Source organism: Streptomyces sp. YJ-C3 (assembly GCF_053891275.1).
The window spans coordinates 2,157,120-2,175,776 of the sequence record NZ_CM132685.1 but is presented as its reverse complement, the minus strand read 5'-3'; the positions used below and the strand labels follow the sequence as shown (position 1 = coordinate 2,175,776).

The following is an 18,657-nucleotide window of genomic DNA, read 5'->3' as shown; positions in this document are numbered from 1 at the left end:
TCAGGCGGAGGCGACCGGCAGCACGTCCGGGGACAGGGCCACGGCGCGGGCCGTCGCGCTCGTCGCCCGCCTGCGGTGGTGCCGTCGGCACAGCACCTCGTAGCCGACCTCGTCCTCGGCGTGGTTCACATCGCCGACGACGACCTGGGCGCCCTCGACGACCATCTCACCGTTGATGGTGCGCGCGTTGTGCGTGGCGCGCGCGCCGCACCAGCACAGCGCCTCGACCTGCAACACCTCTACGCGGTCGGCGAGTTCGACCAGGCGCTGGGAGCCGGGGAACAGCTTGGAGCGGAAGTCGGTGGTGATCCCGAAGGCGTAGACGTCCAGGTCGAGGTCGTCGACGACGCGGGCGAGCTGGTCGATCTGCTCGGGGGCGAGGAACTGCGCCTCGTCCGCGATCACGTAGTCCACCTTGCCGCCCTGGGAGAGGCGGTCGACGACGTACGCGTACACGTCCAGGTCATCGGCGACCTCCACGGCGTCGGTGACCAGGCCCAGACGTGAAGAAAGCTTTCCCTCGCCGGCCCGGTCGTCACGGGTGAAGATCATCCCCTGCAGTCCGCGGGCCGAGCGGTTGTGCTCGATCTGCAGAGCCAGGGTGCTCTTTCCGCAGTCCATCGTTCCGGAGAAGAACACCAGCTCTGGCATGGGGAGTCGAGCACCTTTCGCGTGACGGGAAGAGAGGGGGGAGACGGGCGGACGGGTCCTCACGAACGGACTTCGAGGAGCGGTACGAGCTGTTCCGCCGGGGTCATGGAGCCGTGGTTGCCGACCATCAGGGACTCCTTCGGCTCGTTCCGCGACGCGATGATGACCACGTCGTCGCGGGCCGCGGCGATGACGTCGCCGAGCCGGTCGTACACCCGCTGATCGATCTGCGGACCGAACCAGCCGGCCGCGATCGCCTCGTCGCGGCTCGCGATCCAGAACTGCTCGCCGAGCACCTCGCGCCACACGGCCAGCACGTCGCCCTGCGCGCCGGGCACCGCGTACACGTGGCGCGCGCGGCCCTCGCCGCCCAGCAGGGCGACACCCGCGCCCAGTTCCCAGTCCTCGTCGAAGTCGATCCGGGACTGCTCGTCGAAGGGGATGTCGACCATGCCGTGGTCGGCGGTCACGTACAGGGCGCTGCGCGGCGGGAGTTGCTCGGCGAGGCGCTGGGCGAGCCGGTCGACGTACATGAGCTGGCCGCGCCACGGGTCGGAGTCGACGCCGAAGCGGTGCCCCTTGCCGTCGACCTCGCTGTAGTACGTGTACACCAACGACCGGTCACCGGCGGCCAGTTGCTCGGCGGCCAGGTCCATGCGGTCCTCGCCGGACAGCCGGCCGTGGAAGGTGCCGCCGCTGAGCGCGATCTTGGTGAGGGGGGTCGACTGGAAGTGGGGGGCGGAGACCTGGGCCGTGTGGACTCCGGCCTCGTGGGCGCGCTGGAAGACCGTCGGGTACGGCTGCCAGACCTGCGGCTTCGTCCACGGATTCCAGCGGAGCTGGTTCATCAGCTCGCCGGTGGCCGGGTTGCGCACGGTGTAGCCGGGCAGGCCGTGCGCGCCGGGCGGCAGGCCGGTGCCGACCGAGGCGAGGGAGGTCGCGGTGGTGGCCGGGTAGCCCGCGGTGATCGGGCTGCCGGTGCCGCCGCGCGAGGACGCCATGAGCGAGCTCAGGAAGGGCGCCTCGTCGGGGTGGGCCCTCAGCTGCTCCCAGCCGAGGCCGTCGATGAGGAAGACGCAGGCGCGGTCGACCGGAGCGAGCTCCGGGATCGCGGCCGCGCAGCCGGGAACGCCCAGGTGGAAGCCGAGGGTGGGCAGCAGGTCGGCGAGGGAGCCGGTGCCGTACGCCGGGACGGGAGCGGAGTGGACGGGCAGCGGCTCTACGTCGTCCCAGGCGGCCTGCGTCATCAGCGTCCCGCGTCCGCGGTGGCCTCGGAGAGGGACTGGGCGAAGGCGAGGGCCTGGCGCACGGTCTCCGGTCCGTCGCCCGCCTCGCTGACGCGCAGGCTCAGGTCGTCGGCGGTCGAGCTGCCCGTGTAGCCGTGGTCCGCCTCGCAGTTGGGGTCGCCACAGGCGGCCGGCTCCAGGTCGATCCGGGAGACCGCGCCCCAGCCGATGGTGAGGACGACCTCGCGCGGCAGCGTGCCCGGAACGTACTTCTCCGGATTGGCGACGACACGGCTGAGCACCACCGAGGAGATCCGGTCGAGCTTCACGGACTCCGTGGACGTCGTCGCGTACGGCGTCGGGGAGGTCGTGTCGGCCGCCTGCTCGTCGGTGTGGCTGACGATGAAGCGGGTGTCGGTCAGGACCAGGACGGTGACATGACGACGGACCTCGTTCGCGTCGAACGTGGTCTCCTGGTGCACGAGGTACGACGAGATGGGCTCGCCGCCGACCGCGGCCTCCACCGCCTCGGCCACGAGGGCCGGGTAGTAGCCGCTGCGCTCGATCGCCGCTCGCAGCCCTTGGGTCGTCGTACTGGTCTTGGCCATGGGGTCCATCCTAAGGCCGGGGAGAGACTGTCGTTGCGCCTGTGGATAACCCTCCGTGAGGGCATTTCGCGGGGGGGTGCCGGTCAGTACGCGACAGGCAGGGTGCGCGGGCCGAGGTCGTCGCGGGCGGGTGGCGGCGCGAGCCGGACGGAGGCGCCGAGCACGGTCAGTCCGTGCGGGGCGACGACCACCGGTTCGAGGGCCACCCCGACCACCTCGGGGTGGTCGTCGACGAGACGGGACACGCGTTGCAGCAGCTCCTCCAGGGCGGGGGTGTCGACGGGGGCGGCGCCGCGCCAGCCGAACAGGATCGGCGCCGTCTTGATGGAGCGGATGATTGCGCGGGCGTCCTGGTCGGTGACCGGGATCAGCCGGTGCGCGGTGTCGCCGAGCAGCTCGGACGCCGCTCCGGCCAGGCCGAAGGAGAGCACCGCTCCGGCCGCCGGGTCGATGACGGCCCGGACGACCGTGTCGACGCCGCGCGGTGCCATCGCCTGCACCACGGGGCGCAGCTCGGCCGGTTTGCCGAGCTGCTCGGTCAGTTCTTCGTAGGCGCGGCGCAGGTCGGTCTCGTCGGCGAGGTCCAGGCGTACGCCGCCGAGGTCGGCGCGGTGGCGCAGGTGCGGGGCGGTCGTCTTGAGGGCCACGGGGTAGCCGAGGGTGCGCGCGGCCTCGGCGGCCCGGTCGGCGTCGGGTGCGGGCAGCGTCTGCCGTACGCCGATGCCGTACCGGGCGAGCAACGCGCGGGCGTCGTCCGGGGCGAGCTCGATGCCGCGCGGGTCGTCCTCCTTGGCGAGCAGCTCGGTGATGAGGTCGGCGGCCCCGGACTCGTCGATGCCGTCGTACTCGGGCACCTTGCCGGGCTCGGCCGCGTCGCGCCGCCACTGGGCGTACTTCACGACTTCGGAGAGGGCGTGGACGGCGCGCTCGGCCGCGGGGTAGGCGGGGATGAGGCGCGGGGTGCCTTCGGGGGTGTCGGCTGTCGCGGGGAGAGTCCTGGGCGTCTGGGTGTCGGGGGCGTCCGGGGCGTTGGGGCCGGTGCTGGTCGCGGCGGAGAGGGCCTCGGCGAGGCCGCCCAGTTCGACGTGGACGACGAGCACGGGCTTCGTGGGCGCTGCCGCGGCGGCGGCGCTCAGGGCCGCCGCCAGCTCGGCGTCCTCGGTGGGGCCCTCCCCCACCGCGGGCATCGCGGTGACGACGACCGCGTCGGTCTTGTCGTCGGCGAGCGCCTCATCGAGGGCCGCGCGGAAGTCCGCCGCGGAGGCGGCCGTGGTCAGGTCCCGGGGCGTCTTGGGACGCAGTCCCTCGGAGAGGCACACGTCGTAGGTCAGCAGGCCGAGCGACTCGGAGTTGCCCAGGATGGCGACGCGCGGTCCGGCGGGCAGCGGCTGGCGGGCCAGGAGGAGACCGGTGTCGACGAGCTCGGTGATCGTGTCGACCCGGATGACGCCGGCCTGCCGCAGCAGCGCGGAGACCGTGGCGTACGGGAGGCGGGTGGCGCGTACGGCGTGCCCTGTGGGGGCGATGCCGCTCTGCCGGGCGCCCTGGACGACCACGAGGGGCTTGGCGGCGGCGGTACGGCGGGCGAGGCGGGTGAACTTGCGCGGGTTGCCGATGGATTCGAGGTACATGAGGGCGACGTCCGTGTCCGGGTCGTCGTACCAGTACTGAAGGACGTCGTTCCCGGAGACGTCGGCGCGGTTGCCCGCGGAGACGAACGTCGAGATCCCCGTGGCGCCGGTCACTCCTCCGCCCCGTCGGTGCAGGCGGGCCAGCAGGGCGATGCCGATGGCGCCGGACTGGGCGAACAGGCCGATGCGGCCGGGGCGGGGCATCTCGGGGGCGAGCGAGGCGTTGAGTCGTACGTCCGGGGACGTGTTGACGACGCCGAACGCGTTCGGCCCGACGATGCGCATTCCGTAGGTGCGGGCCTGGCGCACCAGTTCCCGCTGGCGCTCGCGGCCCTCGGCGCCGCTCTCGGCGTATCCGGCGGAGACCACGACCAGGCCCTGCACACCCCGTTCACCGCACTCGGCGACGACGTCGGGCACGTGCGGCGCGGGTACGGCGACGACGGCCAGGTCGACGGGCTCGGCCGGGTCGATGTCGCGGACGCAGCGGTGCGCGGGAACGCCGTCGACCTCGGTCAGGTCCCCGGGGAACGCCTTGTTCACCGCATACAGGCGGCCCGTGAAGCCCGCGTCCTTGAGGTTGTCCAGAACGCTGCGGCCCACTCCTCCGGGTGCCCGCCCCACGCCGATCACCGCGACGGAGCCGGGGGCGAGGAGCCGCTGCACGGAACGGGCCTCGGCACGCTGCTCACGGGCGCGCTGCACCGCGAGGGACGCCTCCGTGGGCTCCAGGTCGAACTCCAGGCGGACGACGCCGTCCTCGAAGCTGCGCTTCTGGGTGTATCCGGCGTCCGTGAACACCTTGATCATTTTGGTGTTGGCGGGGAGCACCTCGGCGGCGAACCGGCGGATGCCGCGCTCCCGGGCGACGGCGGCGATGTGCTCCAGAAGGGCGGACGCCACGCCGCGCCCCTGATGGGCGTCCTGCACGAGGAAGGCGACCTCGGCCTCGTCGGCGGGCGCGGAGGCGGGTCTGCCGTTCGGGTCGATCCGGTCGTAGCGGACGGTCGCGATGAACTCGCCGCCCACCGTGGCGGCCAGGCCGACGCGGTCCACGTAGTCGTGATGGGTGAAGCGGTGGACGTCTTTGTCGGACAGACGGGGGTAGGGCGCGAAGAAGCGGTAGTACTTCGACTCGTCCGAGACCTGCTCGTAGAAGCTGGTCAGGCGCTCGGCGTCGTCGGTGGTGATGGGCCTGATCCGGGCGGTGCCGCCGTCGCGCAGCACGACGTCGGCCTCCCAGTGGGCGGGGTAGGCGTGCCGGTCCGACGGGGTCTCCATGCCGCAAGGGTAGGGCTGGCCACCGACAAGCGGGCGACAGTCGTACGGGTCGCGGCCCGCGCGCGTGGGAGGCAGGCTATGGAAGGCCGAAGGGCAGTGCTCGGAGGGGACCTGGGTCCGCGTCGAGCACGCTCCACGGTGTGTGAGAATGGTCTAGACAACCGTGAGACACCTGAAGGGCAGCATCACATGGCTGAGCGCCGCGTCAACGTCGGCTGGGCCGAGGGCCTCCACGCCCGCCCCGCCTCCATCTTCGTCCGCGCGGCCACGGCGGCCGGCGTCCCCGTGACGATCGCCAAGGCTGACGGCAACCCGGTCAACGCCGCCTCCATGCTCGCGGTGCTGGGCCTGGGCGCCCAGGGCGGCGAGGAGATCGTCCTGGCCTCCGACGCCGAGGGTGCGGACGCCGCGCTCGACCGTCTGGCGAAGCTGGTCTCCGAGGGCCTCGAGGAGCTTCCCGAGACCGTCTGATCCCATCAGTTCGGCGGAGCCGCGCGTTTCCCTTCGAGGGCGCGCGGCTCCGCCGTTTTCGCATTCGGACACCACCGCGCGAAATTCAAGCACGCCGAATAGGGCAGCAGAATTACACCGCACTGGACGTCTTTAATCAGGGCGGCAAAAGATACTGCGCGGCTCATTCGATGAATACCGCACTTCTTTGTATACGGCCCCCCTGTTAATGCTGGAGCCCCGCCGTGTTTACGGCATGTTGCGAAGTCCTCACACGGTCGCCCGCACGGGGGACGCGCAGCCGGTGGGCCGTGACGGCGCGCTCGGTGTGCAGGGCGGTCAGGGAGCGGGCCCGCTCGGCGTCGCCGCGGGCCACCGCGTCCACGATGGCGCCGTGCTCCGCCCAGGAATCGCCCGGCTGGGCCGGGGTCTCGACGGCGTACATCCACGCGATCTTGTGCCGGAGCTGGGTGAGCAGGGTGATCAGGCCGGGGCTTCCCGAGGCCTGTGCGAGGGTCTCGTGGAACCAGCCGCCCAGGGAGCGCAGATCCTCGCTCTGGCCCCGCCTGGAGCGCTCCTGCCCCAGCCTGACCAGGCCACGCAGCACCTTGAGGTGGGCCTCGGTGCGACGCTGCGCGGCGCGCGCGGCACCCAGCGGCTCCAGCAGCATGCGGATCTCCAGCAGGTCGGCGGCCTCCTGCTCGGTGGGTTCGGCCACGCACGCGCCCGCGTGCCTGCGCGTGACGACGAAGCCCTCGGCCTCCAGGGTGCGCAGCGCCTCGCGGACCGGGACGCGCGAGACCCCGTAGCGGCGCGCGAGCAGTTCCTCGGTGAGCCTGCTGCCGCGCTCGTAGACACCCGCGACGATGTCGTCGCGGATCGCCGTGCATACCGAGTGCGCGGGAATGCGCATGACCCGACCTCCGCCTTAATCCCCGCGAAACGCGGTCGATTGACGCCCGTGCAAGCGCGATTGACACCTGTTCGACGCGCCCGCCCAGTGACTCTATTCCACCCTCCTTGAATTTCCGACGGCAGGCCGGAATCCATGGATATTTTTTGGACAGGAACAGCGTGCACACGCGAAAGCCCCGGCTCGGCGGCCGGGGCTTTCGGGGACTGCTGCTGCGGATGCGTCAGACGTTCACGCCGTGCGAGCGGAGGTACGCGACGGGGTCCATGTCGGAGCCGTAGTCGGGGGTCGTGCGGGCCTCGAAGTGGAGGTGCGGGCCCGTGACGTTGCCGGTGGCGCCGGAGAGGCCTATCTGCTGGCCGGGGGTGACGGCCTGGCCGACGGAGACACCGATGGACGACAGGTGACCGTACTGGGTGTACGTGCCGTCGTTCATCTTGATCACGATGTTGTTGCCGTACGCGCCGCCCCAGCCGGCCTCGACGACGGTGCCGGAGCCCACGGCGTGCACGGAGGTGCCGCTCGCCGCGTGGAAGTCGATGCCGGTGTGGCTGCCGGAGGACCACAGGCCGCTGCTCGCCTTGTAGGCGGTGGAGACGTAGGAGCCGGTGATCGGTGCCACGAAGGAGTTGAGGCGCTTGCGCTCGGCCTCACGGGCGGCGCGCTCCTTGGCCTCGCGCTCCTTCTTGGCCTTCGCCTCGGCCTCGCGCTTGGCCTCCTGGGCCTTCTTCTTCGCCTCGGCCTCGGCCTTCTTCTTGGCGGCGGCTTCAGCGGCGGCCTTCTTCTGCGCGGAGGCCTGCGCGTCGATCTGGTCGGCCAGGGAGTCGCCGATGGCGATGGCCTGGGTCAGGCCGTTCTGGTCGGCGGCCGCGTTGTCGGCGGCGAGAGCGGGGGCGGCGAGGCCTCCGAGGACACCGGTCGTGGTGATCGCCGCGACACCCGCGACCTGCGCGGTGGTACGCGTGAGACGGCTGGGACGACGGTGCTTCCCGGTGGCACGGGTGAACGCCATGAAGTGGCTGGTCCTTTCCTTCCCTCTCGCCTACCGGGTTAGCTGACGGGTTCGGAGCAGGAAGGTCTCCTACGGACACCCTCCCCGTACGGGAAGAGCGTCCGATTCACCCCAGGGACTGCGGTGGGTCCCCGGCTCCCCTGGCTCGCGCCGTGGGGGACTCGGCGATGACTGTCCGGTGTCGCGGGCGCGACGTAGGTCTGGCGGACAGCCGGACCGACGCTAAACGGGACATCTTTTAATCAACAAACGGATCCCGGCTTTTGTAGTGCATGCCACAGACCAGACAGGCAACCTCCGCCCCAATTCGGACATTCGTGATCCAAGGTCGGTCGTGGACGGACGTGAGCGACAGCACGAAGCCCCGGTGGTCGGCGTGACCATCGGGGCTTCGTGCGGCGTGCGGGACGGGGGTCAGCCCGTGACCACGGTCACCTCACCGATGCCGAGGGCCCTGACGGGCTCCTCGATCTGCGCGGCGTCGCCCACGAGGATCGTCACCAGCCGGTCGGCCGGGAAGGCGTTCACGACCGCCGCAGTGGCCTCCACGGTGCCCGTCTCGGCGAGTTGGCGGTACAGCCGGGCCTGGAAGTCGTCCGGCAGCTGCTGCTCGACCTGGTCGGCGAGGGTGCCCGCGACCGCCGCGGCCGTCTCGAACTTCAGCGGGGCCACACCCACCAGGTTCTGCACGGCCGTGTCGCGTTCCGCGTCCGTGAGGCCCTCGGCGGCCAGCGTGCGCAGGACCTTCCAGAGGTCGTCGAGCGCGGGTCCGGTGTTCGGCGTGTCCACGGAGCCGCTGATGGCGAGCATCGCCGCGCCCGTCCCGTCGGGCGCGGACCGCAGCACCTGGGCGAAGGACCGCACACCGTAGGTGTAGCCCTTCTCCTCGCGCAGGACGCGGTCCAGGCGCGAGGTGAGCGTGCCGCCGAGGCAGTACGTGCCGAGGATCTGCGCCGCCCACACGCGGTCGTGCTTGTCGGGCCCGATCCGGCCGATGAGCAGCTGCGTCTGCACCGCTCCCGGACGGTCCACGACGACGACCCGGCCGGTGTCGTCCGCGGTGACCGGCGGCGCCGGGCGCGGCTCGCTCGTGTCGCCGGTCCAGGCGCCGAGCGTGTCCGCGAGGAGGGCGTCGAGGTCGGTGCCCGTCAGGTCGCCCACCACGACGACGGTCCCGGTGGCGGGACGTACGTGCTTCTCGTAGAAGGCGCGCACGGCCACCGCGTCGATGGCGGCGACGGTCTCCTCGGTGCCCTGACGCGGGCGCGACATGCGCGAGCCGGCCGGGAAGAGCTGCCTGGAGAGCTCCTTGGCGGCGCGGCGGGCCGGGTTGGCGCTCTCGTGCGGGATCTCGTCCAGGCGGTTGCGGACGAGGCGCTCGATCTCGCTGTCCGCGAAGGCGGGCGCCCGCAGGGCGTCGGCCAGCAGGGCCAGCCCCTTGGGGAGGCGGGAGACCGGCACTTCCAGGGAGACGCGGACGCCGGGGTGGTCGGCGTGCGCGTCCAACGTGGCGCCGCAGCGCTCCAGTTCCGCCGCGAACTCCTCCGCGGAGTGCTTGTCGGTGCCCTCGTTGAAGGCACGCGCCATGATCGTGGCGACGCCGTCGAGCCCGGCGGGCTCGGCGTCCAGCGGCGCGTCCAGGTTGATCTCGACGGCGACGACCTGCTGGCCGGGACGGTGGCAGCGCAGCACCGTCAGGCCGTTGGCGAGCTCGCCGCGCTCCGGGGCGGGGAACGCCCACGGCTTGGCCGCGCCGGCCTGCGGCTGGGGGTGGAAGTCCATGGTCGCGAGCTGCTCGGTCACCGGCCCGCCTCCTCGTCGTTCTCGTCGCTCTCGTCATCGGGGTCGGCGGGGGCCGTCGGCTCGTACACGAGGACCGCGCGGTTGTCGGGGCGCAGGCGGGCCTTGGCGACCTCCTGGACCTCCTCGGCGGTCACCTCGAGGACGCGCTGCACGGCCGTGAGCGCGAGCTGCGGGTCGCCGAACAGTACGGCGTAGCGGCACAGTTCGTCGGCGCGGCCCGCCACGGTGCCGAGCCGGTCCAGCCACTCGCGCTCCAACTGGGCCTGGGCGCGCTCCATCTCCTCGGGCGTGGGACCCTCCTCGGCGAACCGGGCGAGCTCCTCGTCGACGGCGGCCTCGATGACCGGCACCTCGACGTCTCCGGAGGTCTTCACGTCGAGCCAGCCCAGGGAGGGCGCGCCGGCCAGGCGCAGCAGTCCGAACCCGGCGGCCACGGCGGTGCGGTCGCGGCGCACCAGACGGTTGTAGAGCCGCGACGACTCGCCGCCGCCGAGGACCGTCAGGGCGAGGTCGGCGGCGTCGCACGCGCGCGTGCCGTCCTCCGGGAGCCGGTAGGCCGCCATGAGGGCGCGCGCGGGGACCTCCTCCTCGACGACCTCGCGCAGCTGCCCGCCGATCACCTCGGGCAGGGAACCGTCGCGCGGGGCGGCCTTGCCGTCGTGGCCGGGGATGGAGCCGAAGTACTTCTCGACCCAGGCGAGCGTCTCCTCGGGGTCGATGTCGCCCACTACGGAGAGCACCGCGTTGTTGGGCGCGTAGTAGGTGCGGAAGAAGTTCCGCGCGTCTTCGAGGGTGGCCGCGTCCAGGTCGGCCATGGAGCCGATGGGCGTGTGGTGGTACGGGTGGCCCTCCGGGTACATGAGGGCGGTCAGCTTCTCGAACGCGGTGCCGTAGGGGACGTTGTCGTAGCGCTGACGGCGCTCGTTCTTCACGACGTCCCGCTGGTTCTCCATCGACTCCTCGTCGAGGGCGGCCAGCAGCGAGCCCATGCGGTCGGCCTCCAGCCAGAGCGCGAGCTCCAGCTGGTGGGCGGGCATGGTCTCGAAGTAGTTCGTCCGCTCGAAGCTCGTCGTGCCGTTGAGCGACCCGCCCGCGCCCTGGACGAGCTCGAAGTGACCGTTGCCGTGCACCTGCTTCGAGCCCTGGAACATCAGGTGCTCGAAAAGGTGAGCCAGGCCCGTACGGCCCTTGACCTCGTGGCGCGAGCCGACGTCGTACCAGAGGCAGACCGCCGCGACCGGGGTCAGGTGATCCTCGGAGAGCACCACACGCAGGCCGTTGGCCAGCCGGTGCTCGGTCGCTGTCAGGCCGCCGGAGCCGGCCTCGGCGGTGGCCGTGTGACCCATGGGCATGTAGGTCCCTTCGATCGCGGGGAACGGAGAACACTGCGAACACTGAAAACACAGAACTGCTGCCAGTCCTGCCACTGTATGCAAGCGTGCTGACACCTGGCGAAGTTCCCGCTCGAGCTACGCCGTAAGCGAGCATGAAGCCCCCGAGCGGGCCGCGAACCACCCGGTATGGACGGGTCGCGATCAGCGTTGTCAGTGGGGCGGTCCACAATGGTCCGCGACAGTTCCCGTTCATGTACCCGTTCATGTTGGTGAAGGAGCCGCAGCAGCGATGGCCCGCCGCAGCACGAAGACCCCGCCGCCCGACGACTTCGAGGAGAAGATCCTCGACATCGACGTGGTCGACGAAATGCAGGGCTCCTACCTGGAGTACGCGTACTCGGTCATCTACTCGCGCGCCCTGCCCGACGCCCGCGACGGGATGAAGCCCGTCCACCGTCGGATCGTCTATCAGATGAACGAGATGGGCCTGCGCCCCGACCGTGGCTATGTGAAGTGCGCCCGTGTCGTCGGCGAGGTCATGGGTAAGTTGCACCCCCATGGTGACGCGTCGATCTACGACGCCCTGGTGCGTCTGGCACAGCCGTTCTCGATGCGCGTACCGCTGGTCGACGGGCACGGGAACTTCGGTTCGCTGGGCAACGACGACCGCCCGGCCGCCATGCGGTACACCGAGTGCCGCATGGACCCGGCAGCCGGTCTGATGACGGAGTCGATCGAAGAGAACACGGTCGACTTCGCACCGAACTACGACGGGCAGGAGCAGGAGCCCCTCGTTCTCCCGGCGGCGTACCCGAACCTTCTGGTCAACGGCGCGTCGGGCATCGCGGTCGGCATGGCGACCAACATGGCGCCGCACAACCTGGGGGAAGTGATCGCCGCCGCGCGGCATTTGATCAAGCACCCGGGGGCCGACCTCGAGACGCTCATGAAGTTCGTGCCGGGGCCCGACCTGCCCACCGGCGGCCGGATCGTCGGCCTGTCCGGCATCAAGGACGCCTACGAGTCCGGGCGCGGCACGTTCAAGATCCGTGCGACGGTCTCCGTGGACACCGTGACGGCGCGCCGCAAGGGGCTCGTCGTCACCGAACTGCCCTTCGCGGTCGGTCCCGAGAAGGTCATCGCGAAGATCAAGGAGCTCGTCGGTTCGAAGAAGCTCCAGGGCATCGCGGACGTGAAGGACCTCACCGACCGCGAGCACGGCCTGCGCCTGGTCATCGAGATCAAGAACGGTTTCGTGCCGGAGGCGATCCTGGAGCAGCTGTACAAGCTGACGCCGATGGAGGAGTCCTTCGGTATCAACAATGTGGCCCTGGTGGACGGCCAGCCGCTCACCCTGGGTCTCAAGGAGCTGCTCGAGGTCTACCTCGACCACCGCTTCGAGGTGGTGCGCCGCCGCAGCGAGTTCCGTCGCACCAAGAAGCGGGACCGGCTGCACCTGGTCGAGGGTCTCCTCGTCGCGCTGCTGGACATCGACGAGGTCATCCGCCTCATCCGCTCCAGTGAGAACAGCGCGCAGGCCAAGGAGCGCCTGATGGAGCGCTTCTCCCTGAGCGAGACCCAGACGCAGTACATCCTGGACACGCCGCTGCGTCGCCTCACCAAGTTCGACCGGATCGAGCTGGAGTCGGAGCGCGACAAGCTCAACGGCGAGATCGACGAGCTGACCGGCATCCTCGATTCCGACACGGAGCTGCGCAAGCTCGTCTCGACGGAACTGGCCGCCGTGGCGAAGAAGTTCGGCACGGACCGGCGTACGGTGCTGCTGGAGTCGGCGGGCGCCCCGGTGGCCGCCGTTCCGCTGCAGGTGGCCGACGACCCGTGCCGGGTGCTGCTCTCCTCGACCGGCCTGCTGGCCCGTACGGCGAACGGTGAGCCGTTCGCCGCCGACGAGGACGGCAGGCGCGCCAAGCACGACGTGATCGTCTCCGCGGTGCCGGCGACGACGCGCGGCGAGATCGGTGTGGTCACCTCCGAGGGCAGGCTGCTGCGGCTGAACGTCGTGGACCTGCCGCAGCTCCCGGACACGGCGTCCGCGCCGAACCTCTCCGGTGGCGCGCCGATCTCCGAGTTCCTCTCCTCCTTGGAGGCGGACGAGAAGGTGATCTGCCTGACGACGCTGGACGAGTCGTCGCCGGGTATCGCCATCGGTACCGAGCAGGGCGTCGTGAAGCGTGTGGTGCCCGACTATCCGTCGAACAAGGAGGAGCTGGAGGTCATCACCCTCAAGGACGGCGACCGGATCGTGGGCGCCGTCGAGCTGCGCACCGGCGAAGAGGACCTGGTCTTCATCACGGACGACGCCCAGCTGCTGCGCTACCAGGCCTCCATGGTGCGTCCGCAGGGCCGTCCCGCGGGCGGCATGGCCGGCATCAAGCTGGCGACCGGAGCGAAGGTCATCTCGTTCACCGCGGTCGACCCGGCGGTCGACGCGGTGGTCTTCACGGTGGCGGGCTCGCGCGGCACGCTCGACGACTCGGTCCAGACGACGGCCAAGCTGACGCCGTTCGACCAGTACCCGCGCAAGGGCCGCGCGACCGGTGGCGTGCGCTGCCAGAGGTTCCTGAAGGGCGAGGACTGCCTGAGCCTCGCCTGGGCGGGCCCGGTGCCCGCACGCGCGGCGCAGAAGAACGGCACACCGGCCGAGCTGACCGAGATGGACCCGCGCCGCGACGGCTCGGGCGTCTCACTGCCGAAGACGGTGGCGGTGGTGGCGGGCCCGGTATAGGCCTCCCGGGCCGGCCCGTTCCGCTCTAGGGGACGTCGGCGAGATCCTGGACTTCCTCGGTCTCGCCCTTGTCCTGTACGTAGCGGAGGACGCCCCACATGCCGTGCTCGTCGACGGTGTGCGGGGCGTCGCTCTTGTTCTCGCTCCTACAGGCGTCGAGTTCCTCGCGCAGCGCCTCCGTGTCGATGCCCGCCCCGATGAGGACAAGCTGCGTGAGGCGCGGCTCTCCGCCCGGCCAGGGCTCGGGGTAGAACCGCAGGAATCGCCCGACGGCGTGCACCGCGTACCGGTTCGCGGGGTCGCCCGGGCCGAAGTCGACGTACCCCTTGAGGCGGTAGAGACCGTCGGGCCTGCTGTCGAAGAAGGCCATCAACCGGCGCGGCTCCAAGGGAACTTCGGATGTGAACGCGACGCTTTCATAGGCGGAGTGCAGGTGCTCGTCGTGCGCCTCGCCCGCGCCGTGCCGGTGCAGGTCGTCGAAGGACAGCTGCCCGATCCGCTCCTCCGTGGGACGGCAGTCGAAGAGCAGCTCCGGGTCGATACGGCCGTACGACGCGGAGACGACGGCGGCGCGTTCTGCCGCCGCCCGCACCACGCCCAGGACGCGCTGCCGCTCGGTGTCGGGGACCCGATCGCCCTTGTTCACCACGACGAGGTCGGCGATCCCCAGGTGCCGGTCCACCTCGGGATGCTTCTCCCGAGTGGCGTCGAACTCGGCGGCGTCGACGACCTCGATCAGCCCTCCGTACACGATCCGCGGATTCTCACTGGCCAGCACCATCCGCACCAGTTCCTGCGGTTCCGCGATGCCGCTCGCCTCGATGACGATGACGTCCATGCGATGACTGTCATTGATCGGGCGAGTCAACTTGTCCAGATAGACGTCAAGTTCACTGGCGTCCACGGCACAGCACAGGCAGCCGTTGCCGAGGGAGACCGTCGAATCGCCCAGCTGCCCGGCCACGGCCATCGCGTCGATCTCGATCGCCCCGAAGTCATTGACGATCGCACCGATGCGCGTGCCGCCACTGCGGTGCAACAGGTGATTCAGCAGGGTGGTCTTCCCGGAACCGAGGAAGCCCGCGAGGACGACGACAGGGATCTGCTGCGGGCTCGCCTTGCTCAACACGCGACCTCTCTCACACCGAAGCGTGCACCGGCTCGGGCTCCGGCTCTCGTACGAAGAATGAATCTCGCCCCAGAATAAGTGCGCGTAGAAACGCCGCGAAGTGAACGATTGTTAGCGCCGATCGCGGGGCAGACGTTGGACGTGGCGCCGGTTTGCGCGACCCATGCTTCCGTGCGCCTCCTCTCCGCCTCCCAGCCGATCAGAGCCGCTCGGCATCCTGGGAGACGGCAAGCGCGCCGCCCACCGCTCGCCGGTCTCCACGCCCGTCGACCCGCACCCGACCGACCGGCGGACGGTCGCCTGAATCGGGGGTTGACATGGCCACTCAAAGTTACGGGACATGGCGTGTGGTAATCGCGACATTGACGGGGGGACTGGCAGGCGCCGGGGCCCTCCATCTGTGGCAGCGACACGGCAGAGGCGCCGAATCGGTCGCCACGGAGCGGCGACGACTGGCTCGCGCACATCAACAGCGCATGCACTGGGAGTTGTTGAGCAAGGCCATCGACGACCCGGCACTCGCTGTCGTGATCGACACCTTCGGCATGAACCTGGACCCGGAGAAGCGACGGCAACTCCTGTACGCGAATCTCTGGTACATCAACGCGTTCCACCTCTACGAATCCGGCCTGCTCAACCAGCGCGAGCTCTTCGGCCACCTTCGCGAGCTCTTCCAGAGCGCCTACATCCGCGAGTACTGGGAGATCACCCGGCCCCATCGCGCCGCACTCGACCCGTCATCCACGGAGGCCGAGATCGGCCGCATCGCCGAGGCGCTCTTCCGGGAACTGGACGAGGCGGAGACGGACCAGTGGTGGGTGGTAGGAGTGCCCCCTGAGGTGTGACGCCTCGGTCACCGGCATCCGCTGCGGTAACACGCGCACGCGAGGTCCCACAGTCCCCCATCCCGGTGACATCCGGGTCAACTCCCCCTGGAATGGCGGCTTTCAGTGCGCTGCCACTGCGCCGAGCGCACTAATGTGTCGCCATCACTCGCCGTCTCCAGAAGGAATCAGTCCCCTTGAAGATCGTACGTCGCATCGGGGTGCCCCCGAGCGCTCGCGGCAGCGCCTCCGGCGCCACCTGCCCCGATGTATTCGAACTCAGCGACGGGAGCTTCGCCGTGATCGGCACGGAAGCCACCGCTGAACTCAAGCACGAGCTTCCAGCGGACGCGGGGGTCGCCGACTACGAGCGCATCGTCATCGTGAACCGGGAGACGTTGCTGCGCGCCAAGGCCGACATCCCCGACTCCTGACCTCTCAGCCACGCACTGCGGCCGCCGCCCGGACCACCCGACGGCGGCCGCCCGCGCGTCAGCCGAGCACCGGCACCGCCACCGTCGGCTCCACCCCCACATACCGCGCCGCCGGACGGATGATCTTCGAATCCTGACCCTGCTCCAGGATGTTGGCACTCCAGCCGACCGCGCGCGCCGCGGCGAACGTCGGCGTGAACATCGTCCGCGGCAACCCGCACAGCTCCATGACGACGCCCGCGTAGAACTCCACGTTCGTGTGCAGTTCCCGCCCCGGCTTGAGGTCGGCCAGGATCGCCTCCACCTGGTGCTCGACCTCGACGGCGAACTCCACAAGGGGCCCTCCGAACCGCTTGGCGATGCCGCGCAGCATCCGCGAGCGCGGGTCCTCCGTGCGGTAGACCGGGTGCCCGAAGCCCATGATCCGGTCGCCGGCCAGGACCCGCTCACGGACCCAGGAGTCAATGCGGTCAGGCGTACCGATCGCATCTAGAGTGTCCAGGGCACGACTGGGCGCCCCGCCGTGCAGGGGCCCCGACAGAGCGCCGACGGCACCGACCAGACAGGCGGCAACATCCGCACCGGTCGACGCGATCACGCGCGCCGTGAAGGTTGACGCATTGAAGCCATGATCAATGGTTGAGATGAGGTACTGCTCGATGGCCCGGGCGTGCGCGGGGTCCGGCTCCGAGCCCGTCAGCATGTACAGGTAGTTGGCCGCGTACGAGAGATCCGCGCGCGGCTCCACCGGGTCGAGCCCTTCGCCGAGCCGGTGCAGTGCGGTGAGCATCGTGGGGACCACCGCGGTGGCGGCGATCGTGTCCTCCCGGCGCCGGTCGGCGTCGATGTCGTAGACGGGCCCGAAACCGCGTGAGGCGCCGAACAGCGAGAGGGCCGTGCGCAGCCCGGCGAGCGGCCCGGACACGGATCCGGCGCGGGCGATGGCGGGCAGCGCCGCCCGCACCTCGTCGGGCAGTGCGCGCAGCCCCGCGGTCCGATGCGCGAAGGCCGTCGACTGTGCCGCATCGGGCAGCTCGCCGTGGATCATCAAGTGCCACACGTCCTCGAAGCTGCGGGTCTGCGCGAGCTCCACGGCGGAGTACTGGCGGTAGTGGTAGAAGCCCTCGCGCCCTCTGACGTCACCGAGCGCGGTGTCGGTGACGACGACACCCGCGAGCCCTCGCGGTACGTCGACGACAGAGGCGGTCGTGGTCCCGTTGATCGGCATGTTTCCTCCCTGAACTTGATCTGACTGTCCATGCTTGACTCGATCTCTGTCAATATTGATTGAATCAATACTGAACTGAGCGGATACGGTGACGCGCATGAGGGATCACGAACCGGCACCGGCACAACAGGCCCGTCGACTGACCACCAAGGAGACCGCCGAGCTGCTCGGGGTGAAGCCCGAGACCGTCTACGCGTACGTCAGCCGTGGGCAGCTGACCAGCCGGCGCGGCCAGGGCAGGCGCGGCAGCACCTTCGACGCCGCCGAGGTGGAGGCCCTCGCCCGCCGCAACAGGCGTGAGAGCGCACCGAGTTCGGGCCCCGACGAGCTGTCGGTGCGCACCCGGATCACGCTCATCGACGAGGACCGGTACTTCTTCCGAGGGGTCGACGCGGCACAGCTGGCGGCCCGTCACTCGTACGAGGAGGTCGCGGAGTGGCTGTGGACGGGCACGCTGCGCCCCGGCGCCCGGTTCGTCGCCCCCAAGGAGTCCCTCGCCGCCGCCCGCCGTGCCGTGGGCGCCCTGCCCGAACACAGCAGCCCCGTGGACCGGTTGCGGGTGGCAGCGGTCGCGGCCGCGACCTCCGATCCCCTGCGGTACGACCTGTCCGAGGAGTCGGTCCTCGGCGCCGCACGTTCCCTCATCCCTACGCTCGCGGCCGCGCTGCCCCTGCAATCGCCCACCTACACGGACGGCGAACCGATCGCCCAGCGCCTGTGGGGCCGCCTGTCCTATCAGGATCCTGACGAGGCGTCACTGCGCGCTCTGGACATGGCCCTCGGCCTCTTGGCCGACCACGACCTGGCGGCTTCCACTCTCGCCGTCCGCGTCGCCGCGTCGGCCCGGGCGCACGCGTACGCGGCCGTGTCCGCGGGCCTGGGGGTCCTGGAAGGGCCGCTGCACGGTGCGGCCAGCGGCCTGGCGCACCGGATGCTCCTGGAAGTGCTCGACCGGGGCAGCGCCGGGCCCGTGGTGGCCGACGAGCTGCGCGCCGGCCGCCGCGTCCCGGGGCTCGGCCATCGTCTCTACAAGGGCGAGGATCCCCGCGCGCAGGCACTGTTCGCCGTTCTGGAGGAGCTGCCCGCCGCCCGGCCGGCGCTGGCCGCCGCCCGCGACGTCGTGGCGACGACCGCCCGCCACACGGACCTGCACGCCAACGTGGACCTGGCCCTCGCCGTGCTCACCGCCTCGCACGGCATGGCCGCCGAGGCGGGCGAGACGATCTTCGCGGTGGCACGCACGACCGGTTGGATCGCCCATGCCTTGGAGGAGTACGGAGAGCGCCCCCTACGTATGCGGCCCACGGGCCACTATGTAGGCCCGCTTCCACCGCAGCCCCTGCCGCCGGCGCTGGATGAGGAGTGACATCGCCGACAGGTTAGGCTC

Annotated in this window: 15 protein-coding genes and 1 riboswitch; of the genes, 5 read left to right on the top strand and 10 right to left on the bottom strand. The window is 70.6% G+C overall.

The window, feature by feature from the left end:
* The 4 genes from ACVHNB_RS09635 to ACVHNB_RS09620 all read right to left on the bottom strand — a co-directional run bounded on the left by ACVHNB_RS09635 (position 1) and on the right by ACVHNB_RS09620 (position 5,397).
* On the bottom strand, positions 1–651 hold the full coding sequence (locus ACVHNB_RS09635) for a thymidine kinase (RefSeq protein ID WP_428951812.1): 651 nt from the start codon (positions 649–651) through the stop codon (positions 1–3).
* 59 nt (positions 652–710) lie between these two features.
* Positions 711–1,898: an alkaline phosphatase family protein gene (locus ACVHNB_RS09630; RefSeq protein WP_428951813.1), complete on the bottom strand. Its 1,188-nt coding sequence runs from the start codon at positions 1,896–1,898 to the stop codon at positions 711–713.
* The gene (locus tag ACVHNB_RS09625; protein WP_428951814.1) at positions 1,898–2,485 is read right to left on the bottom strand and encodes a DUF5998 family protein; all 588 of its coding nucleotides are present in this window, start codon (positions 2,483–2,485) and stop codon (positions 1,898–1,900) included. Before ACVHNB_RS09625 ends, ACVHNB_RS09630 begins: the two co-directional genes overlap by 1 nt.
* Positions 2,486–2,568: 83 nt before the next feature.
* Positions 2,569–5,397: a bifunctional acetate--CoA ligase family protein/GNAT family N-acetyltransferase gene (locus ACVHNB_RS09620; protein ID WP_456227819.1), complete on the bottom strand. Its 2,829-nt coding sequence runs from the start codon at positions 5,395–5,397 to the stop codon at positions 2,569–2,571.
* 189 nt (positions 5,398–5,586) lie between these two features.
* On the opposite strand from ACVHNB_RS09620, the gene ACVHNB_RS09615 reads away from it, so the two are divergent.
* Positions 5,587–5,868 carry an HPr family phosphocarrier protein gene (locus ACVHNB_RS09615; RefSeq protein WP_003993478.1) on the top strand — a complete coding sequence of 94 codons (282 nt, stop codon included), beginning with the start codon at positions 5,587–5,589 and terminating at the stop codon, positions 5,866–5,868.
* Positions 5,869–6,073: 205 nt separating this feature from the next.
* On the opposite strand, the gene ACVHNB_RS09610 is transcribed toward ACVHNB_RS09615, so the two are convergent.
* The 4 genes from ACVHNB_RS09610 to ACVHNB_RS09595 all read right to left on the bottom strand — a co-directional run bounded on the left by ACVHNB_RS09610 (position 6,074) and on the right by ACVHNB_RS09595 (position 10,927).
* Entirely contained in the window at positions 6,074–6,760 is a 687-nt protein-coding gene (locus ACVHNB_RS09610; protein WP_428951816.1) for a GntR family transcriptional regulator, read from the bottom strand.
* A gap of 223 nt (positions 6,761–6,983) precedes the next feature.
* Positions 6,984–7,772, bottom strand: coding sequence for a M23 family metallopeptidase (locus ACVHNB_RS09605; RefSeq protein ID WP_456227818.1), 789 nt, complete (start codon positions 7,770–7,772; stop codon positions 6,984–6,986).
* Positions 7,773–7,784: 12 nt separating this feature from the next.
* Positions 7,785–7,949, bottom strand: a riboswitch (cyclic di-AMP (ydaO/yuaA leader).
* A 237-nt stretch (positions 7,950–8,186) separates the two neighbouring features.
* On the bottom strand, positions 8,187–9,554 hold the full coding sequence (locus tag ACVHNB_RS09600) for a M16 family metallopeptidase (protein ID WP_456228860.1): 1,368 nt from the start codon (positions 9,552–9,554) through the stop codon (positions 8,187–8,189).
* Positions 9,555–9,571: 17 nt separating this feature from the next.
* Entirely contained in the window at positions 9,572–10,927 is a 1,356-nt protein-coding gene (locus ACVHNB_RS09595) for a M16 family metallopeptidase (protein ID WP_456227817.1), read from the bottom strand.
* Between the two features lie 271 nt (positions 10,928–11,198).
* Between ACVHNB_RS09595 and ACVHNB_RS09590 the strand changes: the two genes are divergently transcribed.
* Positions 11,199–13,655 carry a DNA gyrase/topoisomerase IV subunit A gene (locus tag ACVHNB_RS09590; protein WP_456227816.1) on the top strand — a complete coding sequence of 819 codons (2,457 nt, stop codon included), beginning with the start codon at positions 11,199–11,201 and terminating at the stop codon, positions 13,653–13,655.
* 25 nt (positions 13,656–13,680) lie between these two features.
* Here the strand turns inward: ACVHNB_RS09590 and ACVHNB_RS09585 are convergent, their stop codons facing one another.
* Positions 13,681–14,784, bottom strand: a complete 1,104-nt coding sequence (locus ACVHNB_RS09585; RefSeq protein WP_456227815.1) for a CobW family GTP-binding protein — start codon at positions 14,782–14,784, stop codon at positions 13,681–13,683.
* A gap of 317 nt (positions 14,785–15,101) precedes the next feature.
* On the opposite strand from ACVHNB_RS09585, the gene ACVHNB_RS09580 reads away from it, so the two are divergent.
* Positions 15,102–15,629, top strand: a complete 528-nt coding sequence (locus ACVHNB_RS09580; protein WP_456227814.1) for a DUF6082 family protein — start codon at positions 15,102–15,104, stop codon at positions 15,627–15,629.
* Between the two features lie 176 nt (positions 15,630–15,805).
* Positions 15,806–16,042: a hypothetical protein gene (locus tag ACVHNB_RS09575; protein WP_428951822.1), complete on the top strand. Its 237-nt coding sequence runs from the start codon at positions 15,806–15,808 to the stop codon at positions 16,040–16,042.
* 58 nt (positions 16,043–16,100) lie between these two features.
* Here ACVHNB_RS09575 and ACVHNB_RS09570 read toward each other — a convergent pair whose 3' ends face one another.
* On the bottom strand, positions 16,101–17,270 hold the full coding sequence (locus ACVHNB_RS09570) for a citrate synthase (protein ID WP_428951823.1): 1,170 nt from the start codon (positions 17,268–17,270) through the stop codon (positions 16,101–16,103).
* Between the two features lie 97 nt (positions 17,271–17,367).
* Between ACVHNB_RS09570 and ACVHNB_RS09565 the strand changes: the two genes are divergently transcribed.
* Complete coding sequence (locus ACVHNB_RS09565) at positions 17,368–18,636, top strand: citrate synthase (RefSeq protein WP_456227813.1); 1,269 nt, start codon at positions 17,368–17,370, stop codon at positions 18,634–18,636.
* Positions 18,637–18,657: the final 21 nt, after the last annotated feature.

Bases quoted from the DNA above. Each gene is read 5' to 3' on its own strand.
- ACVHNB_RS09590 (WP_456227816.1), top strand. From the start codon at position 11,199: ATGGCCCGCCGCAGCACGAAGACCCCGCCGCCCGACGACTTCGAGGAG.
- ACVHNB_RS09605 (WP_456227818.1), bottom strand. From the start codon at position 7,772: ATGGCGTTCACCCGTGCCACCGGGAAGCACCGTCGTCCCAGCCGTCTC.
- ACVHNB_RS09635 (WP_428951812.1), bottom strand. From the start codon at position 651: ATGCCAGAGCTGGTGTTCTTCTCCGGAACGATGGACTGCGGAAAGAGC.
- ACVHNB_RS09625 (WP_428951814.1), bottom strand. From the start codon at position 2,485: ATGGCCAAGACCAGTACGACGACCCAAGGGCTGCGAGCGGCGATCGAG.
- ACVHNB_RS09570 (WP_428951823.1), bottom strand. From the start codon at position 17,270: ATGCCGATCAACGGGACCACGACCGCCTCTGTCGTCGACGTACCGCGA.
- ACVHNB_RS09620 (WP_456227819.1), bottom strand. From the start codon at position 5,397: ATGGAGACCCCGTCGGACCGGCACGCCTACCCCGCCCACTGGGAGGCC.
- ACVHNB_RS09600 (WP_456228860.1), bottom strand. From the start codon at position 9,554: ATGGACTTCCACCCCCAGCCGCAGGCCGGCGCGGCCAAGCCGTGGGCG.
- ACVHNB_RS09610 (WP_428951816.1), bottom strand. From the start codon at position 6,760: ATGCGCATTCCCGCGCACTCGGTATGCACGGCGATCCGCGACGACATC.
- ACVHNB_RS09630 (WP_428951813.1), bottom strand. From the start codon at position 1,898: ATGACGCAGGCCGCCTGGGACGACGTAGAGCCGCTGCCCGTCCACTCC.
- ACVHNB_RS09615 (WP_003993478.1), top strand. From the start codon at position 5,587: ATGGCTGAGCGCCGCGTCAACGTCGGCTGGGCCGAGGGCCTCCACGCC.
- ACVHNB_RS09565 (WP_456227813.1), top strand. From the start codon at position 17,368: ATGAGGGATCACGAACCGGCACCGGCACAACAGGCCCGTCGACTGACC.
- ACVHNB_RS09595 (WP_456227817.1), bottom strand. From the start codon at position 10,927: ATGCCCATGGGTCACACGGCCACCGCCGAGGCCGGCTCCGGCGGCCTG.
- ACVHNB_RS09580 (WP_456227814.1), top strand. From the start codon at position 15,102: ATGGCCACTCAAAGTTACGGGACATGGCGTGTGGTAATCGCGACATTG.